This is a genomic window from Sediminicoccus rosea (genome assembly GCF_033547095.1).
In the GTDB taxonomy this organism is placed as follows: Bacteria; Pseudomonadota; Alphaproteobacteria; order Acetobacterales; family Acetobacteraceae; genus Roseococcus; species Roseococcus rosea.
On the sequence record NZ_CP137852.1, the window covers coordinates 4,664,787 to 4,679,127 of the forward strand.

15 protein-coding genes are annotated in these 14,341 nt (G+C 70.8%); 10 read left to right on the forward strand and 5 right to left on the reverse strand.

Features of this window, described 5'->3' with window-relative positions:
* Window positions 1-40: 40 nt before the first annotated feature.
* From R9Z33_RS22525 to R9Z33_RS22540, 4 genes are all read left to right on the forward strand, one after another.
* On the forward strand, window positions 41-1,723 hold the full coding sequence (locus R9Z33_RS22525; RefSeq protein ID WP_318648818.1) for an AMP-binding protein: 1,683 nt from the start codon (window positions 41-43) through the stop codon (window positions 1,721-1,723).
* Complete coding sequence (locus R9Z33_RS22530; RefSeq protein WP_318648819.1) at window positions 1,723-3,030, forward strand: hypothetical protein; 1,308 nt, start codon at window positions 1,723-1,725, stop codon at window positions 3,028-3,030. Before R9Z33_RS22525 ends, R9Z33_RS22530 begins: the two co-directional genes overlap by 1 nt.
* Before the next feature lie 101 nt (window positions 3,031-3,131).
* On the forward strand, window positions 3,132-3,551 hold the full coding sequence (locus R9Z33_RS22535; RefSeq protein ID WP_318648820.1) for a hypothetical protein: 420 nt from the start codon (window positions 3,132-3,134) through the stop codon (window positions 3,549-3,551).
* A gap of 62 nt (window positions 3,552-3,613) precedes the next feature.
* Window positions 3,614-4,033 (forward strand): hypothetical protein, encoded by a 420-nt coding sequence (locus R9Z33_RS22540; protein ID WP_318648821.1) that lies wholly within the window; start codon window positions 3,614-3,616, stop codon window positions 4,031-4,033.
* Between the two features lie 12 nt (window positions 4,034-4,045).
* Here R9Z33_RS22540 and R9Z33_RS22545 read toward each other — a convergent pair whose 3' ends face one another.
* A complete protein-coding gene (locus tag R9Z33_RS22545) occupies window positions 4,046-4,507 on the reverse strand; it encodes a cupin domain-containing protein (protein ID WP_318648822.1) in 462 nt (153 codons plus the stop codon).
* 116 nt (window positions 4,508-4,623) lie between these two features.
* Between R9Z33_RS22545 and R9Z33_RS22550 the strand changes: the two genes are divergently transcribed.
* From R9Z33_RS22550 to R9Z33_RS22570, 5 genes are all read left to right on the forward strand, one after another.
* Window positions 4,624-5,511: a LysR family transcriptional regulator gene (locus R9Z33_RS22550; RefSeq protein WP_318648823.1), complete on the forward strand. Its 888-nt coding sequence runs from the start codon at window positions 4,624-4,626 to the stop codon at window positions 5,509-5,511.
* A gap of 46 nt (window positions 5,512-5,557) precedes the next feature.
* A complete protein-coding gene (locus R9Z33_RS22555; RefSeq protein WP_318648824.1) occupies window positions 5,558-6,952 on the forward strand; it encodes an amidase in 1,395 nt (464 codons plus the stop codon).
* A gap of 54 nt (window positions 6,953-7,006) precedes the next feature.
* Complete coding sequence (locus tag R9Z33_RS22560) at window positions 7,007-7,864, forward strand: fumarylacetoacetate hydrolase family protein (protein WP_318648825.1); 858 nt, start codon at window positions 7,007-7,009, stop codon at window positions 7,862-7,864.
* A gap of 73 nt (window positions 7,865-7,937) precedes the next feature.
* A complete protein-coding gene (locus R9Z33_RS22565; RefSeq protein WP_318648826.1) occupies window positions 7,938-8,090 on the forward strand; it encodes a hypothetical protein in 153 nt (50 codons plus the stop codon).
* Window positions 8,087-9,070 (forward strand): Bug family tripartite tricarboxylate transporter substrate binding protein, encoded by a 984-nt coding sequence (locus tag R9Z33_RS22570; protein WP_318648827.1) that lies wholly within the window; start codon window positions 8,087-8,089, stop codon window positions 9,068-9,070. The genes R9Z33_RS22565 and R9Z33_RS22570 overlap by 4 nt, the downstream gene beginning before the upstream one ends.
* A gap of 15 nt (window positions 9,071-9,085) precedes the next feature.
* Here the strand turns inward: R9Z33_RS22570 and R9Z33_RS22575 are convergent, their stop codons facing one another.
* The 4 genes from R9Z33_RS22575 to R9Z33_RS22590 all read right to left on the reverse strand — a co-directional run bounded on the left by R9Z33_RS22575 (window position 9,086) and on the right by R9Z33_RS22590 (window position 13,282).
* Window positions 9,086-10,375, reverse strand: coding sequence for an LLM class flavin-dependent oxidoreductase (locus tag R9Z33_RS22575; RefSeq protein WP_318648828.1), 1,290 nt, complete (start codon window positions 10,373-10,375; stop codon window positions 9,086-9,088).
* Between the two features lie 118 nt (window positions 10,376-10,493).
* The gene (locus R9Z33_RS22580) at window positions 10,494-11,885 is read right to left on the reverse strand and encodes an ATP-binding protein (protein ID WP_450104031.1); all 1,392 of its coding nucleotides are present in this window, start codon (window positions 11,883-11,885) and stop codon (window positions 10,494-10,496) included.
* A gap of 56 nt (window positions 11,886-11,941) precedes the next feature.
* The gene (locus R9Z33_RS22585) at window positions 11,942-12,646 is read right to left on the reverse strand and encodes a response regulator (RefSeq protein WP_318648830.1); all 705 of its coding nucleotides are present in this window, start codon (window positions 12,644-12,646) and stop codon (window positions 11,942-11,944) included.
* A 3-nt stretch (window positions 12,647-12,649) separates the two neighbouring features.
* A complete protein-coding gene (locus R9Z33_RS22590) occupies window positions 12,650-13,282 on the reverse strand; it encodes a MarR family winged helix-turn-helix transcriptional regulator (protein ID WP_318648831.1) in 633 nt (210 codons plus the stop codon).
* 145 nt (window positions 13,283-13,427) lie between these two features.
* Between R9Z33_RS22590 and R9Z33_RS22595 the strand changes: the two genes are divergently transcribed.
* Window positions 13,428-14,306: a branched-chain amino acid aminotransferase gene (locus R9Z33_RS22595; protein ID WP_318648832.1), complete on the forward strand. Its 879-nt coding sequence runs from the start codon at window positions 13,428-13,430 to the stop codon at window positions 14,304-14,306.
* Window positions 14,307-14,341 lie beyond the last annotated feature (35 nt).

Sequence of the window (14,341 nt, forward strand, 5' to 3'; positions counted from 1 at the left end):
GCCTAACCTCCCCGCAGAAGAACACGGTGGGGAGGCCCCAATGAGCGGCGAGGCATTCAAACAGGCGCGCGACCTTCTCTTCGCCCATCGCGGCAACTACGCGGCGGCGCATCGCGATTTCCGCTGGCCCGCGATGGAGCGCTTCAACTACGCGCTGGACTGGTTCGATACCGAACTGGCCCGCGGCCCGCTCGGCAACAGCGAGGCGCTGCGGATTCTCGGCGATGGCGCCACCACCCGCAGCTTCGCCCAGCTTTCCGCCGATTCCAGCCGCCTCGCCAATGGGCTGCGCGCCATGGGCGTGAAGCGCGGCGACCGCATCCTGATGATGCTCGGCAACATCGCGCCGCTATGGGAGACGATGCTGGCGGCGCAGAAGCTGGGCGCCGTCGTCATCCCCGCGACCACGCTGCTCACCCCCGCCGACCTGAAGGACCGGTTCGAGCGCGGCCGTGTACAGCATGTGGTGGCGACCGGCGCCGATGCGCGGAAATTCGACGGGCTGGATCCGAAGGTCTCGCGCATCGCCGTCGGCGGCGCCTCGGGCTGGGTGGATTACGACGCGCTGCTCGAAAACAGCGCCGATTTCACGCCCCAGGGTGTCACCCATGCGCGCGACCCGCTGCTGCTCTATTTCACCTCCGGCACCACGGCGAAGCCGAAGCTCGTGCTGCATGACCAGTGCTCCTACCCGGTGGGCCACCTGATCACGATGTATTGGCTGGGGCTGCAGCCGGGGGACCTGCATTTCAACATCTCCTCGCCCGGCTGGGCGAAGCATGCCTGGAGCAATGTCTTCGCCCCCTGGAATGCGGGCGCCACCATCCTCATCAACAACCAGCCGCGCTTCGATGCGCGCGCGACGCTGGAGACGATGGCCGCGCAGGGGGTGAACACCTTCTGCGCGCCGCCCACCGTCTGGCGGATGATGGTGCAGCAGGACATGGCGCCGCACCGGGGCGCCTTGCGCGAACTCTGCTCGGCGGGCGAGCCGCTGAACCCCGAGGTGATCGAGCATGTCCAGAAGATCTGGGGCATGACCATCCGCGAGGGCTATGGCCAGACCGAGACGACCCTGCAGATCGCGAGCTTCCCGGGCCAGAAGGTCAAGCCCGGCAGCATGGGCCAGGAATCGCCCGGCTACCGCATCCGCCTGCTGAACCCGGACGACCAGGAGGTGGAGGAAGGCGAGGTCTCGATCATGCTCGACCCCCCGCCCATGGGCCTCATGCAGGGCTACCAGAATGATGACGGCAGCTTCGTGCCGCTGGGTTCCATCGCCTATCGCACCGGTGATGTCGCAACGCGCGATGCCGAAGGCTACTTCACCTACGTCGGCCGCGCGGATGACGTGTTCAAAGCGTCCGACTACCGCATCTCGCCCTTCGAGCTGGAGAGCGCGCTGATCGAGCATGAGGCGGTGGTGGAAGCCGCTGTGGTGCCCGCCCCCGATGCGGTGCGGCTGGCCGTGCCCAAGGGCTACATCGTGCTGGCCGAGGGCGTGGAGGCGGACCGCGCCACCATGCTCTCCATCTTCCAGCACCTGCGCGAACGCCTCTCCCCCTACAAGCGCCTGCGCCGCCTCGAGGTCTATGACCTGCCGAAGACGATCTCGGGGAAGATCCGCCGCGTGGAGCTGCGCCAGATCGAGGAGAAGCGCTTCGCCACCGGCGCCCGCGGGGAGGCCGAGTTCCGCGAGGAGGATTTCCCGGAGTTGCGCTGATGCTGAGCGACCCCTACGGCCTGCCGCTCACCACCGCCTCGGACGCGGCGCGGGACGCGCATGCGCGCGGGCTCGATCGCGTACTCACGCAATATGACGGCATCGTGGAAGCCTTCGACGAAGCCATCGCGGCTGATCCGGGCTTCGCGCTGGCGCATGTCGGCCGCGCCCAGGGGCTGCTGCTGCGCGGCGAGACGGCGGCGGCGGCCGAGGCGCTCGCCACCGCGGAATCGCTCGCCGGCGGCGTCACGGCGCGCGAGGCGAGCCAGATCGCCTTCTATCGCACGCTGATGACGCGGCCGATCGAAGCCGCCATCGCGGCGCTGGAGGCGCATGTCGAAGCCTGGCCGCGCGATGCCATGGTGCTGAACACCAATGCCAACCCGAACGGGCTGCTCGGCTCCTCCGGCCAGGTCGGGCAGAAGGCTCGGCTCGCGGCCATGATGGATCGCCTGGCGCCGCATTACGGGGAGGATTGGTGGTTCGCCTCCGCCCATGCCATGGCGCTGAACGAGACGGGCCAACATGCCGCGGCGCGCAGCCGCATCGAGGTCTCTTTCGCGCGGCGGCCGGATTCCGCCTGGGTCGCGCATTCCCGCGCGCATCTCTGCTACGAGCAGGGCGAGGGGGATGCGGCGCGCGCCTTCCTGCGGGAATGGCTCCGGGCCTATCCGCGCGGCGGCGTGCTGCACGGGCATCTGCACTGGCACCTGGCGCTCGGCGAGCTGGAGGCGGGTGAGACGGAGGCGGCGCTGGCGCTCTACCGCGCCGCCTTCTCGCTGGAGGGCGGCAGCGGCACCGCGCGGCAGAAGCTGCAGGACGCATCCTCCTTCCTCTGGCGTTGGGAGCTGGCGGGGCAGCCGCGCGACGATGCGGCCTGGATGGCGCTGCGCGATTTCGCCCGCGCGCATTTCCCCCGCCCCGGCATCGCCTTCGCCGACCTGCATGTGATGCTGGCCGAGGCCGTGGCCGGCGATGCGGCGGCGCTCGAATCCCGCATCGCGCAGATGGCGGCGCTGGCCGAAGCCGGGCGCTATCCCTCAGGGCCGGTCATCCCGGCCATCTCTCGCGCCTTCCTGGCCTATGGGCGGCGTGACTTCGCCAGCGTGATCGAGACGCTGGAGCCGCTGCTGCCGCAGAGCGAGCGCATCGGCGGCAGCCGCGCCCAGACCGACCTGGTGGAATTCACGCTGCTGCGCGCCTGCGCCGAGGCGGGGCGGGCGGAGGATGCCCGCCGCATCCTGGAGGCGCGGCGGGCCGGGCCGGCGGCGGTGCCGGTCGCGGGGGTGGCCTCGCATCACGGCTGATAGGCACGGGCTGTCACGATGGTCGGACAGACCGATTGGCGCCGCGCCGCATTGCCCGCCATGATCGCCGCATCTGTTGTTGCCCCAGCGGAAAACCATTCATGTCCAAGCTTCCCGGCCTCGTCGCGCTCGCCAGCCTCGCGGTGATCCTCCCGGCCCAGGCGCAAAACATCCCGTTCAACGCCATCACCATCACGATACCGGGCAATTCCCCCTGCCGCGTGACCCCCGTCAGCATCACGACGGGCAAGAGCGCGAGCGATGTCCGGTTCACCTTCACGAATGCGGGCGCCTCCCCCATCAGCTTCACCCTCCGGCTGACGATCTCGGGCATGAGTGCCGGCAGCAGCTTCTCCCGCACGCTGCCTGACGTGGCGTTCAGCGCGCGCCCGACAGGTTCGAACACCGTCGAGATCGGCGGGCTGGGCACGCCCCTTTCCTCGCTCGCCAGCCCGGCGGCGACGGCGGTGCTGGTGAACTGCGTCAATGCGGCCGGCAATCGCCCCTTGGCCAACATGTAGGGTGCATCCCGCGGCCTGCCTCCCCCTCAAGCCGGCCTGACGCCGGAACTGGAGCCCATCTCGTGCTTGTTCGCTTCGCCTTTCCCGCGCTCCTCGCCCTCGCCTTCGCGCTGCCCGCCCAGGCGCAATTCGCCATCCCCGCCACGGCGATCACGCTCAACTACAGCAACAACAACGGCTGCACGCTCTCGCCCAGGCAGGTCTACTCGATCGGCACGGACCAGCTGGTTGTCAGCCTGAACAATGATCACCCGACCAACTGGATCTCCTTCAGCGTCCAGGTCGTCCTCAGCGGCACAGGCTTCAGCCGGACCATCCAGAGCCAGTCCACGGGCTCGCTCGGGCCGGGCTCCCTGGTCGTTCCGATCCGCAGCCTCACGCCCGCCCTGCCCACCAGCATCGCCAATGCCAGCGCCACCGTGACCGTGCAGACCTGCTCCCAGGCGCCGGACCCGAGCGGCCCGCGCCGCAACTGGCGCTGAACCCCGCACCGCTCAGCCCATGGTGACGCCGTATTGCCGGCAGATCTCGATGATCTGCGGCGGTGCGAGCCCGCCGGGCGCGGCCTGGCCGGCGCGGTCGAAATGGCGGAACATTTCCAGGGCCTGGATGCCCGGTGCCGCCAGCACCAGCAGCCGCACCGGCCGGTCCGTGTCGTTGCGGAAGCCATGCGGCACGCCCGCGGGCAATTGCGCCGTGCCGCCCGCCGTTAGCCGGGCCTCGCCATGGGCGCTCAGCAGCGTCAGTTCACCCTCCAGCAGGAACAGGGCCTCGTGGTCCACCGCGTGGCTGTGCGGCGGCACGACATAGCCCGGCGGGACGACGTGATCGGCGAGCAGGAAGCCGACCACCTCTGGCCTGGTCTTCGCCACCAGGCTCGCGCCGAACACATCGAGCACCTCGCCCTCCGCGGCGGCCAGCACGCCCACCGCCGCCTTGGTCCTTGCATCCATCATGATCGTCTCCTCCGTCTTCGCGCCTCTCCTGCGCCGGGCCGAGGTTGCGCGCATGCGGCCGGCCGGCACAGCCAGCGCTTCTGGACAGGCCGTCCACCAGGGCGAACAATCGCCCGATGAGCGCTTTCGCGGGGATCGAGGCCTTCGTGCGCGTGGTGGAGGCAGGCAGCTTCACCACCGCCGCGCAGCGCCTGCAGACCGCCAAATCCTCGGTGAGCGCCGCGGTGCGCGGCTTGGAGGAGCGCCTGGGCGTGCGCCTCCTCGACCGCAGCACGCGCCGCGTGGAGCCGACCGAGGCGGGCCGCGTCTTCTACGCGCGCTGCCGCCGCCTGCTGGAGGAGGAGGCCGCCGCCCGGCTCGAGGCGCAGTCGCTGCAGGAGATGCCCGCCGGCCGGCTGCGCGTCGCGGCGCCGGAATGCTTCGCCGCCCGCCACCTCGTGCCCGGCCTCGCCAGCTTCCTGGCCCAGCACCCGGCGGTGGAGCTGGAACTGGCCGAATCCCCCGGCAATGTCCGGCTCGTGGAGGATGGGTTCGACCTCGCCATCCGCGTCGTCGAGACGCCGGCCGAGGGGATGGTGGTGCGAAGGCTCGCAACCTCGCGCGTGGTGATCGTCGCCGCCCCCGGCTACCTCGCGCAGCATGGCGCGCCGCTGGTGCCGGGCGATGTCGCGGCGCATCGCTGCGTCGGCTTCGCCCCGCTGGCCTGGCGGGACACCTGGCGGCTGGGCGGCGAGAGCGTGCCGGTGCGCCCGGTCCTGCTGACCGACAACACGGAGACACTGCGCGCGGCGGCGCTGGCCGGCGTCGGGCTGGCGGCGGTGCCCGACTGGGCGGTGGCGGATGCGCTGGCGGCGGGCCTGCTTCAGCGCGTCCTGCCGGACCATCGTGCGGCGGAGAGCGGGATCTTCGCCGTCTATCCGACGAACCGGCTGATGATCCCCAAGGTGCGCGCCTTCGTGGACCATGTGGCGGCCGGCTTGCGCGCCCGGGGGCTGGCCGGCTGAGCCCAGCCCCCGTGACGCGCGCGGCGGGGCGGCGCATTCTGCATGCATGACCCAGACCGACCCCGCCCTGATGGAAGCCGAGGCGCTTCTCGCCCTCTATGCCCGCCGCGCCCTTTCCCCCGTCGAGGCCCTGAAGGCCGTCACCGAGCGAATCGCGCGGATGAACCCCTGGGTGAATGCCTTTGCCGCGCTCAACCCGCGCGCCCTGCAGCAGGCGGGAGAGAGCGAGGCGCGCTGGGCCGCCGGGCGCCCCATGGGCGCGCTGGACGGTGTGCCGGTGACCGTGAAGGACCTGCTGCATGTGGCCGGCTTCCCGACCCGGCGCGGCAGCCGCACGACCGACGCCACGCCCGCCGCCGAGGATTCCCCCTCGGTGCTTGGGCTGAAGCTCGCCGGCGCCGTCATCATCGGCAAGACGACCACCACGGAATTCGGCTGGAAATCGCCGGGCGACTGCCCGCTGCACGGCATCACCCGGAACCCGTGGAATCGCGAGCGCACGCCGGGCGGCTCCTCCTCCGGCGCGGGGGCGGCAGCGGCGGCCTGCTTCGGCCCTCTGCATATCGGCACGGATGCCGGCGGCTCCATCCGCATCCCGGCCGCCTTTTGCGGCGTGGTGGGAGTGAAGCCGAGCTTCGGCCGCATCCCGCAATGGCCGCTCGGCGCCTTCGCCAATGTCGCTGTCGCCGGCCCCATGGCGCGCAGCGTGCGCGACGCGGCGCTGATGATGAACGCCATGTCCCGGCATGACCTGCGCGACCCCTTCTGCCTGCCCGATGAGAAGCGCGACTGGCGGGACGGCATCGAGGATGGCGTGGCCGGCATGCGCGTGGCGCTCGTCCGCCGCCTGGGCTTCGATGCGCCGCTGGACGCCGAGGGCGAGACCGCGCTGATGGCGGCCGCCCGCGCGCTGGAAGCCGCCGGCGCCATCGTCGAGGAAGCCGACCCGCAACTGCCCGACACGCGCGCCATCTTCGGCCGGGTCTGGGGGGTCGCACTCTCCCGCCTCGTGGCCTCGGTGCCGGAGGAGAAGCGCGCGCTGCTCGATGCCGGCATCGCAGAGGTGGCGGAGGCCGAGGGACGGATGAGCGCGGTGGATTTCCTCGGCGCCGATGCGCTGCGGATCGAGGCGGCGCACGCCATGGCGCGCTTCCACCAGCGCTACGACCTGATGCTCACGCCCTGCACGCCGACCGCCGCCTTCGCCGCCGACCAGCCGACGATTGATCCACGCATGGCGCTCTGGCGGGACTGGGCGCCCTGGACCTTCAGCCACAACCTGACGCGCCAGCCCGCCATCTCCGTGCCGGTCGGCCTGGATGCCGAGGGCATGCCGCGGGCGGTGCAGGTGGCCGCCGCGCTCTACCGCGACGACCTGGCCTTCCGCGGGGCGCGGGCCCTGGAAATCGCGTTCCAGTCCCCCGCCGCACCCGTCTTGTAACGTCCGCGAAAAGATGCTTCACCCCCGCCACTCATTGTGACGGGGGCATGACACGTGCGGCTTGTGACGTTCACCGATGGCATGGGCGCCCGCGTCGGCGCCCTCGATTCCTCGGGTGCCGTGCGCGACATCACCGCCGTCGATTCCTCCCTGCCGCGCGACATGCTGGGCCTCATCGCCTCGGGACGCATGCCGGCCATCGGCGATGCGCCGGTGGTGCCCGAGGCGCGGTTGCTGGCGCCGATTCCGCGCACGCCGAAGAACGTGTTCTGTGTTGGCAAGAACTACCATGAGCACGCCAAGGAATTCGCCGGCTCCGGCTTCGACGGCGGCGCGAAGGACGTGGTGCCCCCCTTCCCCGTGGTGTTCAGCAAGCCGCACACCAGCATCATCGCGACCGGCGAGCCCATCCTCGGCCATCTCGATCCGACCGGCGGCCTCGACTACGAGGGCGAACTCGGCGTCGTCATCGGGAAAGGCGGCCGCGGCATCGCCAAGGCGGATTCGCTGAAGCACGTCTTCGGCTACACCATCATCAACGACGTGACGGCGCGCCACCTGCAGAAGCGCCACAGCCAATGGGTGCTGGGCAAGGGGCTGGACAGCTTCTGCCCCATGGGCCCCGCCATCCTCACCGCCGATGAAGTGCCCGATCCCGCGAAGCTCACCCTCACCACCTGGGTGAATGGCGAGCAGCGGCAGCACGCCTCGGTCAGCGACCTCATCTTCGACATTCCCACCCTGATCGAGGCCATCAGCGCCGGCATCACGCTGGAGCCGGGCGACGTCATCGCCACCGGCACGCCGGTGGGCGTGGGGATCGGGTTCTCGCCGCCACGCTTCCTCGCCTCCGGCGATGTGGTGCGGATCGAGGTTCCCGGAATTGGAATGCTTGAGAATCGAGTGGCCTAAACCGGCAATTGCGACTATTGCGTGACAACCTTCGGTGGGAGGAACAACTTTGCGCGGACCCAGCACCTTGCCCATGCTGCGCCGTCGTCCTTTGACGGCGACGCAGATCTGCACCCTGCCGGAGCAGGCGCAGCGCGCCGCGGCCTTCTATGAGCCGCCGCGGGATGAACAGCCGCAGCAATCCGCCCGCCTGACCGAAGACCGCGACACCGCCGCCGCAGCATGAGGCTGGACCGTCGCGGCCTCCTGGCCCTGCTGCCCGGCACCGCCGCCCTTGGCGGCCCCGCCGCGGGACAGACCGTCGATTTTCCCACCCGCCCCATCACCATGGTGGTCGGCTTCCCGCCCGGGGGCCAGGCCGACCTGGCGGCACGCCCGGTGGCGGCCGCGATGGAGCGCAACCTGCGCCAGCCCGTGGTCGTGCAGAACCGCCCGGGCGGCGCGGGCGCCATCGGCTCCGGCTTCGTCTCGCGCGCCGCGCCGGATGGGCAGACGCTGCTCATGGCGCTCTCCTCGCTCGCCGTGATTCCGGAGGCCGAGCGCCTCTTCGGCCGCCCGCCGCCCTATACGGTGGACCAGTTCGCCCCGATCGGCCTCGTCAACGCCGACCCGACTGTGCTGGCCGTGCCCGCCAATGCGCCCTGGGCGAACCTCGCCGAATTCGTCGCCGCCGCGCGCGCCCGGCCGGGAGACATCCCCTACGGCTCCTCCGGCGCCTATGGCACGCTGCATGTGGCGATGGAGATGTTCGCCTCCGCCGCGCAGATCCGCCTGCTGCACGTGCCCTTCCAGGGCGCTGGGCCGGCCATCACCGCGCTGCTCTCGGGCAATATCCAGGCGCTGGCCACCGCCCCTGGCACGGTCACGCAGCATGTGCAGTCCGGCCGGGTCCGTGTTCTCGCCTGCTGGGGCCGCGAGCGCGCGCCCGCCTTCCCCGATGTGCCGACCTTCATGGAAGCGGGCTTTCCGGAAGTGGAGTTCTACATCTGGGCCGGCCTCTTCGCGCCCGCCGCCACGCCCGTCGCGATCCAGCTCCGCCTGCGCGAGAGCCTGCGCCTCGCCATGCAGGACCCGGAGTTGCTGCGCGCCTTCGAGACCGCCGGCTCGCCCCCGCGCTATCTCGACGCGCCGGATTTCGCGCGTTTCTTCGTCGAGGATTCGGCGCGCCTGGTGCGCGCCGTGCAGCGCATCGGCCGCGTCGAGTAGCCGGGGCCCGATCGCCTACGGAAAGAACCGATTGGCCGGGCGCGGCAGGCCGAGATGCTCGCGCAGCGTCGTGCCCGCATATTCGGTGCGGAACAGGCCGCGCCGCTGCAGCTCCGGCACAACCTCGCCGACGAAATCCATGAGGCCCCCCGGCACATAGGGGAACATGACGTTGAAGCCGTCGCAGGCGCCGGTCTCCAGCCATTCCTGCATCTCGTCGGCGATGCTGCCGGGCGTGCCGACGATCGCGGCACCGCCATAGCCGCCGAGGCGCTGCGCCAGCTGCCGCACGGTCAGGTTCTCGCGCCGCGCCATGGCGATGGCGCGCTCGCGGCCCGACTTGCCGCCCTCCGTCTCCGGGATCTCGGGCAGCGGGCCGTCCGGGTCGAAGCCGCGCGCATCCACGCCGAGCGCGATGGAGAGCGCGCCCAGCGCGCTTTCGTAATGCACGAGGCTGTCGAGCCGCGCGCGCTTCTCCCGCGCCTCCTCCAGCGTCGCGCCGACGACGACGAGCGCGCCAGGCAGGATCTTCAGGTGATCCGGGTTGCGGCCGATTGCCGCGGCGCGGCCCTTCACATCGGCGTAGAAGGCGCGCGCATCGGCGATCGGCCCGCCGGCGGCGAAGACCATCTCCGCCGTCTCGGCCGCGATCTGCCGCCCCGCCTCGGAGGCGCCGGCCTGCACGATGACGGGCCAGCCCTGCACCGGGCGGGCCACGTTCAGCGGCCCGCGCACCGAAAGCTCGGCACCCTTGTGGTTCAGCACATGCATCCGCGCGGGATCCCAGAAGATCCCGCTCTCGGCATCGCGGATGAAGGCGTCATCGGCGAAGCTGTCCCACAGGCCGGTCACCACGTCGTAGAATTCGCGCGCGCGCTTGTAGCGCTCGCCATGCGCCATGTGTTCGTCATGGCCGAAATTCTGCGCGGCATCGGGGTTGGCGGTGGTGACCAGGTTCCAGCCCGCGCGCCCGTTCGAGATGTGGTCGAGCGAGGCGAATTTCCGCGCGACGTGATAGGGGTCGTTGTAGGTGGTGCTGGCCGTCGCGATCAGGCCGATGCGCTCCGTCACGGCGGCCAGCGCGGGCAGCAGCGTCAGCGGGTCGAAGCTGGTCACGGTGTGGCTGCGGCGCAGCGCCTCCACCGGCATGTTCAGCAGGGCCAGGTGGTCCGCCATGAAGAAGGCGTCGAACTTCGCCGCTTCCAGTGCCTGGATGAGCGTCCTGAGCTTGGGGAAGCTGAAATTCGCATCCGGCCAGGCGCCGGGATAGCGCCAGCCGCCGGTGTGAATGACGACGGGGCGCATGAAAGCGCCCAGGTGAAGCTGCTTTTGCGCCATCTGCGCCAACCCCTCCGGATGTGTCAGTCATCTGGCTTCGCCGCCGGCCTTCCGTCAGGGCGCGGCGCGCAGCCCTGCCATGCGGTCAGACCGGAAGGCGCATCCGCGCGCGCAGCCCGCCCATCGGGCTCTCCTCCAGCAGGATCTCGCCGCCATGGGCGCGGACGATGTCCCGCGCGATGGCGAGGCCGAGCCCGGTGCCGGTGGCCGAGCCCGAGCTGAAGGGGCGGAAGGCCTCGGCGCGGTCGGCCGCCGGGATGCCGGGGCCGTCATCGTCCACGGTCAGCTCCGCCCAGTGGCGCCCCGCCTCCTGCACCTCGGCCACGGCGATGGCGATGCGCTTCGCGTGCCGCCGTGCATTGTCGAGCAGGTTGCCCAGCGCGCGCTTCAGCGCATCCGCGCGCAACGGCAAGGTGAGCGCCTCGGGCAGGTTCACGCTCACATCCGCGCCGCTGCGGCGGGACTTGGCGGCCATCTCCTCGACCAGCTCCACGAGGTCGGCCGGGCGCGGCGCCTCGATGCCCTCGCCGCGGGCGAAGGCGAGGTAGGTCTCGACCATGCGCTCCATCTCCTCGAGGTCCTGGTTGAGCGCCTCCAGATCCTCCGCCGTCTCGGCCGAGCGCGGCAGCATGGCGATGGCGAGCCGCATGCGCGTGAGCGGCGTGCGCAGGTCATGGCTGATGCCGGCCAGCATCTCCGTGCGCTGGCTGACGAAGCGCAGGATGCGGCCCTGCATGGCGTTGAAGGCCAGCGCCGCCTGCCGCACCTCGCGCGCGCCCTCGGGCTTGATGGGGGCGGTGTCGCGCCCGAGGCCGAAGGATTCCGCGGCTTCCGCGAGGCGGCGGATGGCGCGCACCTGGTTCTTCATGAAAAGGATGGCGATGCCCGCCAGCAGCAGGGCGGAACCGACGAGCCAAAGCACGAAGACGTAGAGCGTGGTGCTGAACAGCCGCTTGCGCGGCGCCTCGACCGAGAGCAGCCCCGTGCCGGTCTGCACGCGGATGACGATGGCCTGCGGGTCGCTGTGCCAGTCGGCGTCGAAGGTGAAGCTCATCCGCTCGCGCAGCGCGTGGTCCAGATCCTCCTCCAGCGGCAGGAAGGGCATCCAGGCGGGTCGGGCGGGCGGCGTGCCGAGCAGCTGCCCCGGCTCGAAGCCGAGCGAGAGGCCGAGGCGCCAATTGGCCTCGCGCAGGATCTGGCCTCGCATCGCCTCGGGCACCTGGTCCACCAGATTGGCCACGAAGGCGACATCGCCGGCGAGGCCGGCGGAGAGCCGGCGCGAGATGACGTCGAGATGCCCGCCATAGAAGAGCTGGAGCGCGACACCCTGCAGCACGACCAGCGGCAGCAGCATGATGAGCAGGGTGCGGGCCAGCAGGCCGCGCGGCAGCAGGCCGCCCAGGCCCCGCAGCAGCGACTTGTCCGGCCGCTTCGCGACGGGCCGCGCCAGGCCTTGGCTCACCGGGCCCTGGCCCATGGGTCCCTGGCCCAATGGCCGCTCGCTCATGGGCCCTTGGTTCATGGGCCCTTGGTTCATGGGCCCGGTCTCAGCACATAGCCCTTGTGCCGGATGGTGTGCAGGAAGCGCGGCTCGCGCGGGTCCACCTCGATCTTGCGGCGCAGGCGCGTCACCTGCACGTCCACGCTGCGCTCTCCCGCATCGGGCGTGCCGAGCGCCACCGCGATCTCCTCGCGCGAGAGCACCTCGCCCGCGCGGCGCGCGAGCGCGGTGAGCAGCGCGGCCTCGCCGCCCGTCAGGCGCTGGGTGCCGTCGGGGCCGCGCAGCTCGCAGCGCTCGGCGTCGAACCAGCGCTGGCCCAGCTGCATCGGGCCCTCGGGCAGGGCGGCGGGGGCGGCGCGGGGCGCCGCGCGGCGCAGGATGGTGCGGATCCGCAGCGCCAGCTCGCGCGGGTCGAAGGGCTTGGCCAGGTAGTCATCCGCGCCGTGCTCGAAGCCCGCCACGCGGTCATCGGGCGCGCCGCGCGCGGTCAGCATCAGGATGGGCGTCTCATGCCCCTCACGCCGCAGATGCTCGGCCAGTTGCAGCCCGGTCTCGCCCGGCATCATCACGTCGAGCACCAGCAGGTCGAAGGCCATCGCCTCGATCGCGGCGCGCGCCTCGGTCGCGTCCCCGGCGACGGCGACGCGGTGGCCCTGCTCGGTCAGGAAGCGCTGCAGCAACGCGCGCAGCCGCGCGTCATCATCCACCACCAGGATGTCGGCACTCGTCTCGGCCATGGATCAGCCTCCTCGGGTCTCGAAGCGCGGGGCGGGGTTGGGGGAGAAGGTGGGCGTGGTGCGGCCGGGCGCGGCGCTGCGCTCCAGTGCCTCGAACTGGGCGCGCGCCTCGGGGCCCATCAGGCCGCGCATCACCTGGCGGAAGCCTTCCACCGCCTGGGGCCCCGCCTCGCGATAGGCGCGCAGCACCCATTCGCGCTGCGCGTCGAACAGGCGGCGCTCCAGCGCGGCACCCTGCTCGGTCAGGCTCAGCAGGCGCTGGCGCTTGTCGGTGACGCCGGGCGCCTGATGGACATAGCCATCCTCGATCATCGGCTGCAGGACGCGGCCGAGCGACTGCTTCGTGATGTCCAGGATGGCGAGCAGCTCACCCACCTTGATGCCCGGCGCGCGGCCGACGAAGTGCAGCACGCGGTGATGCGCGCGGCCCATGCCGAGGGTGGCGAGGATGCGGTCCGCCCCGGCGGTGAAGTCCCGGTAGCCGAAATACAGCAGGTCCTGCGCCAGGCGCAGCTCCTCCTCGCGCAGGAAGAGCAGGCTGCGCGTGCCGCCCGGCGCACGGGAGGGCTCCGCCCGGGATGGCTCGAGGCGGGGCGTTTCGGGGCGGGCGAGTTCGGACTTCAGTGTTTCCGGCATGGCAGCCATGATTCCATTTTCGGTCAGGTTCATTGACACATTTTTTGCGGTCATTCTACATGGGCACGGGAAAACGACAGGATGATGCGCCCATTCCGCCCCCGGCGTTCCGTTCGGGTCTCTTACGGCGCCAAGGAGGAAAGACATGGCCCTGGTTCCCTTCGATGATCGCGACGGCGTGATCTGGTGGAATGGCGAATTCCGCCCCTGGCGCGATTCGAAGCTGCACGTCCTGTCCCATGGCCTCCATTATGCCTCCGCCGTCTTCGAGGGCGAGCGTTGCTACGGCGGCGAGATCTTCAAGCTGCGCGAGCACACGGAACGCCTGCTCCAGTCCGGCCGGATCCTCGGCTTCGAGATCCCTTATACCGCACAGCAGATTGATGATGCGTGCAACGAGACGATTCGTCGCAATGGCCTGACCAACGCCTATGTCCGCCCGATCGCCTGGCGCGGCGCCGAGGAGATGGGCGTGGCCGCGAAGGCGACCACCGTGCAGCTCGCCATCGCCGTCTGGGAGTGGGGCGCCTATTTCGGCGTGGAGCAGCGCATGAAGGGCGTGAACCTCGCCATGGCCAAGTGGCGCCGCCCGCATCCCGAGACCGCACCCACCGCCTCCAAGGCGGCCGGCCTCTACATGATCGGCACGATGAGCAAGGAGGCCGCCATGGATGAAGGCGCCGACGACGCCATGATGCTCGACTGGAAGGGCGACCTGGCCGAGGCCACCGGTGCCAACGCCTTCTTCGTGATGGATGGCGAGGTGCACACGCCCAAGCCCACCTGCTTCCTGGACGGCATCACCCGCCGCACCGTGATGGACCTGGCCCGCAAGCGCCAGATGAAGGTGGTGGAGCGCGTGATCCATCCGGACGAGCTGCCCAAGGCGAGCGAGGTCTTCCTGGCCGGCACCGCCGCCGAGGTGACGCCGGTGCGGCGCATCGGCACGCAGGACTTCACGCCCGGCGCCATCACCGAGACGCTGATGAAGGATTATGACGCGCTGGTGAATCGTCGCGGCTGAGCCGCGCGGGCGAATTGTAGCTGAGTCGCGCGGGC

Excerpts from the sequence above, each read along its gene's own strand:
- R9Z33_RS22550 (WP_318648823.1), top strand. The coding sequence starts at position 4,624 with ATGAGCGCTTTCGCGGGGATCGAGGCCTTCGTGCGCGTGGTGGAGGCA.
- R9Z33_RS22565 (WP_318648826.1), top strand. The coding sequence starts at position 7,938 with ATGCTGCGCCGTCGTCCTTTGACGGCGACGCAGATCTGCACCCTGCCG.
- R9Z33_RS22555 (WP_318648824.1), top strand. The coding sequence starts at position 5,558 with ATGACCCAGACCGACCCCGCCCTGATGGAAGCCGAGGCGCTTCTCGCC.
- R9Z33_RS22575 (WP_318648828.1), bottom strand. The coding sequence starts at position 10,375 with ATGCGCCCCGTCGTCATTCACACCGGCGGCTGGCGCTATCCCGGCGCC.
- R9Z33_RS22535 (WP_318648820.1), top strand. The coding sequence starts at position 3,132 with ATGTCCAAGCTTCCCGGCCTCGTCGCGCTCGCCAGCCTCGCGGTGATC.
- R9Z33_RS22590 (WP_318648831.1), bottom strand. The coding sequence starts at position 13,282 with ATGCCGGAAACACTGAAGTCCGAACTCGCCCGCCCCGAAACGCCCCGC.
- R9Z33_RS22530 (WP_318648819.1), top strand. The coding sequence starts at position 1,723 with ATGCTGAGCGACCCCTACGGCCTGCCGCTCACCACCGCCTCGGACGCG.
- R9Z33_RS22570 (WP_318648827.1), top strand. The coding sequence starts at position 8,087 with ATGAGGCTGGACCGTCGCGGCCTCCTGGCCCTGCTGCCCGGCACCGCC.
- R9Z33_RS22525 (WP_318648818.1), top strand. The coding sequence starts at position 41 with ATGAGCGGCGAGGCATTCAAACAGGCGCGCGACCTTCTCTTCGCCCAT.
- R9Z33_RS22580 (WP_450104031.1), bottom strand. The coding sequence starts at position 11,885 with ATGGGCCAGGGCCCGGTGAGCCAAGGCCTGGCGCGGCCCGTCGCGAAG.
- R9Z33_RS22585 (WP_318648830.1), bottom strand. The coding sequence starts at position 12,646 with ATGGCCGAGACGAGTGCCGACATCCTGGTGGTGGATGATGACGCGCGG.
- R9Z33_RS22545 (WP_318648822.1), bottom strand. The coding sequence starts at position 4,507 with ATGATGGATGCAAGGACCAAGGCGGCGGTGGGCGTGCTGGCCGCCGCG.
- R9Z33_RS22595 (WP_318648832.1), top strand. The coding sequence starts at position 13,428 with ATGGCCCTGGTTCCCTTCGATGATCGCGACGGCGTGATCTGGTGGAAT.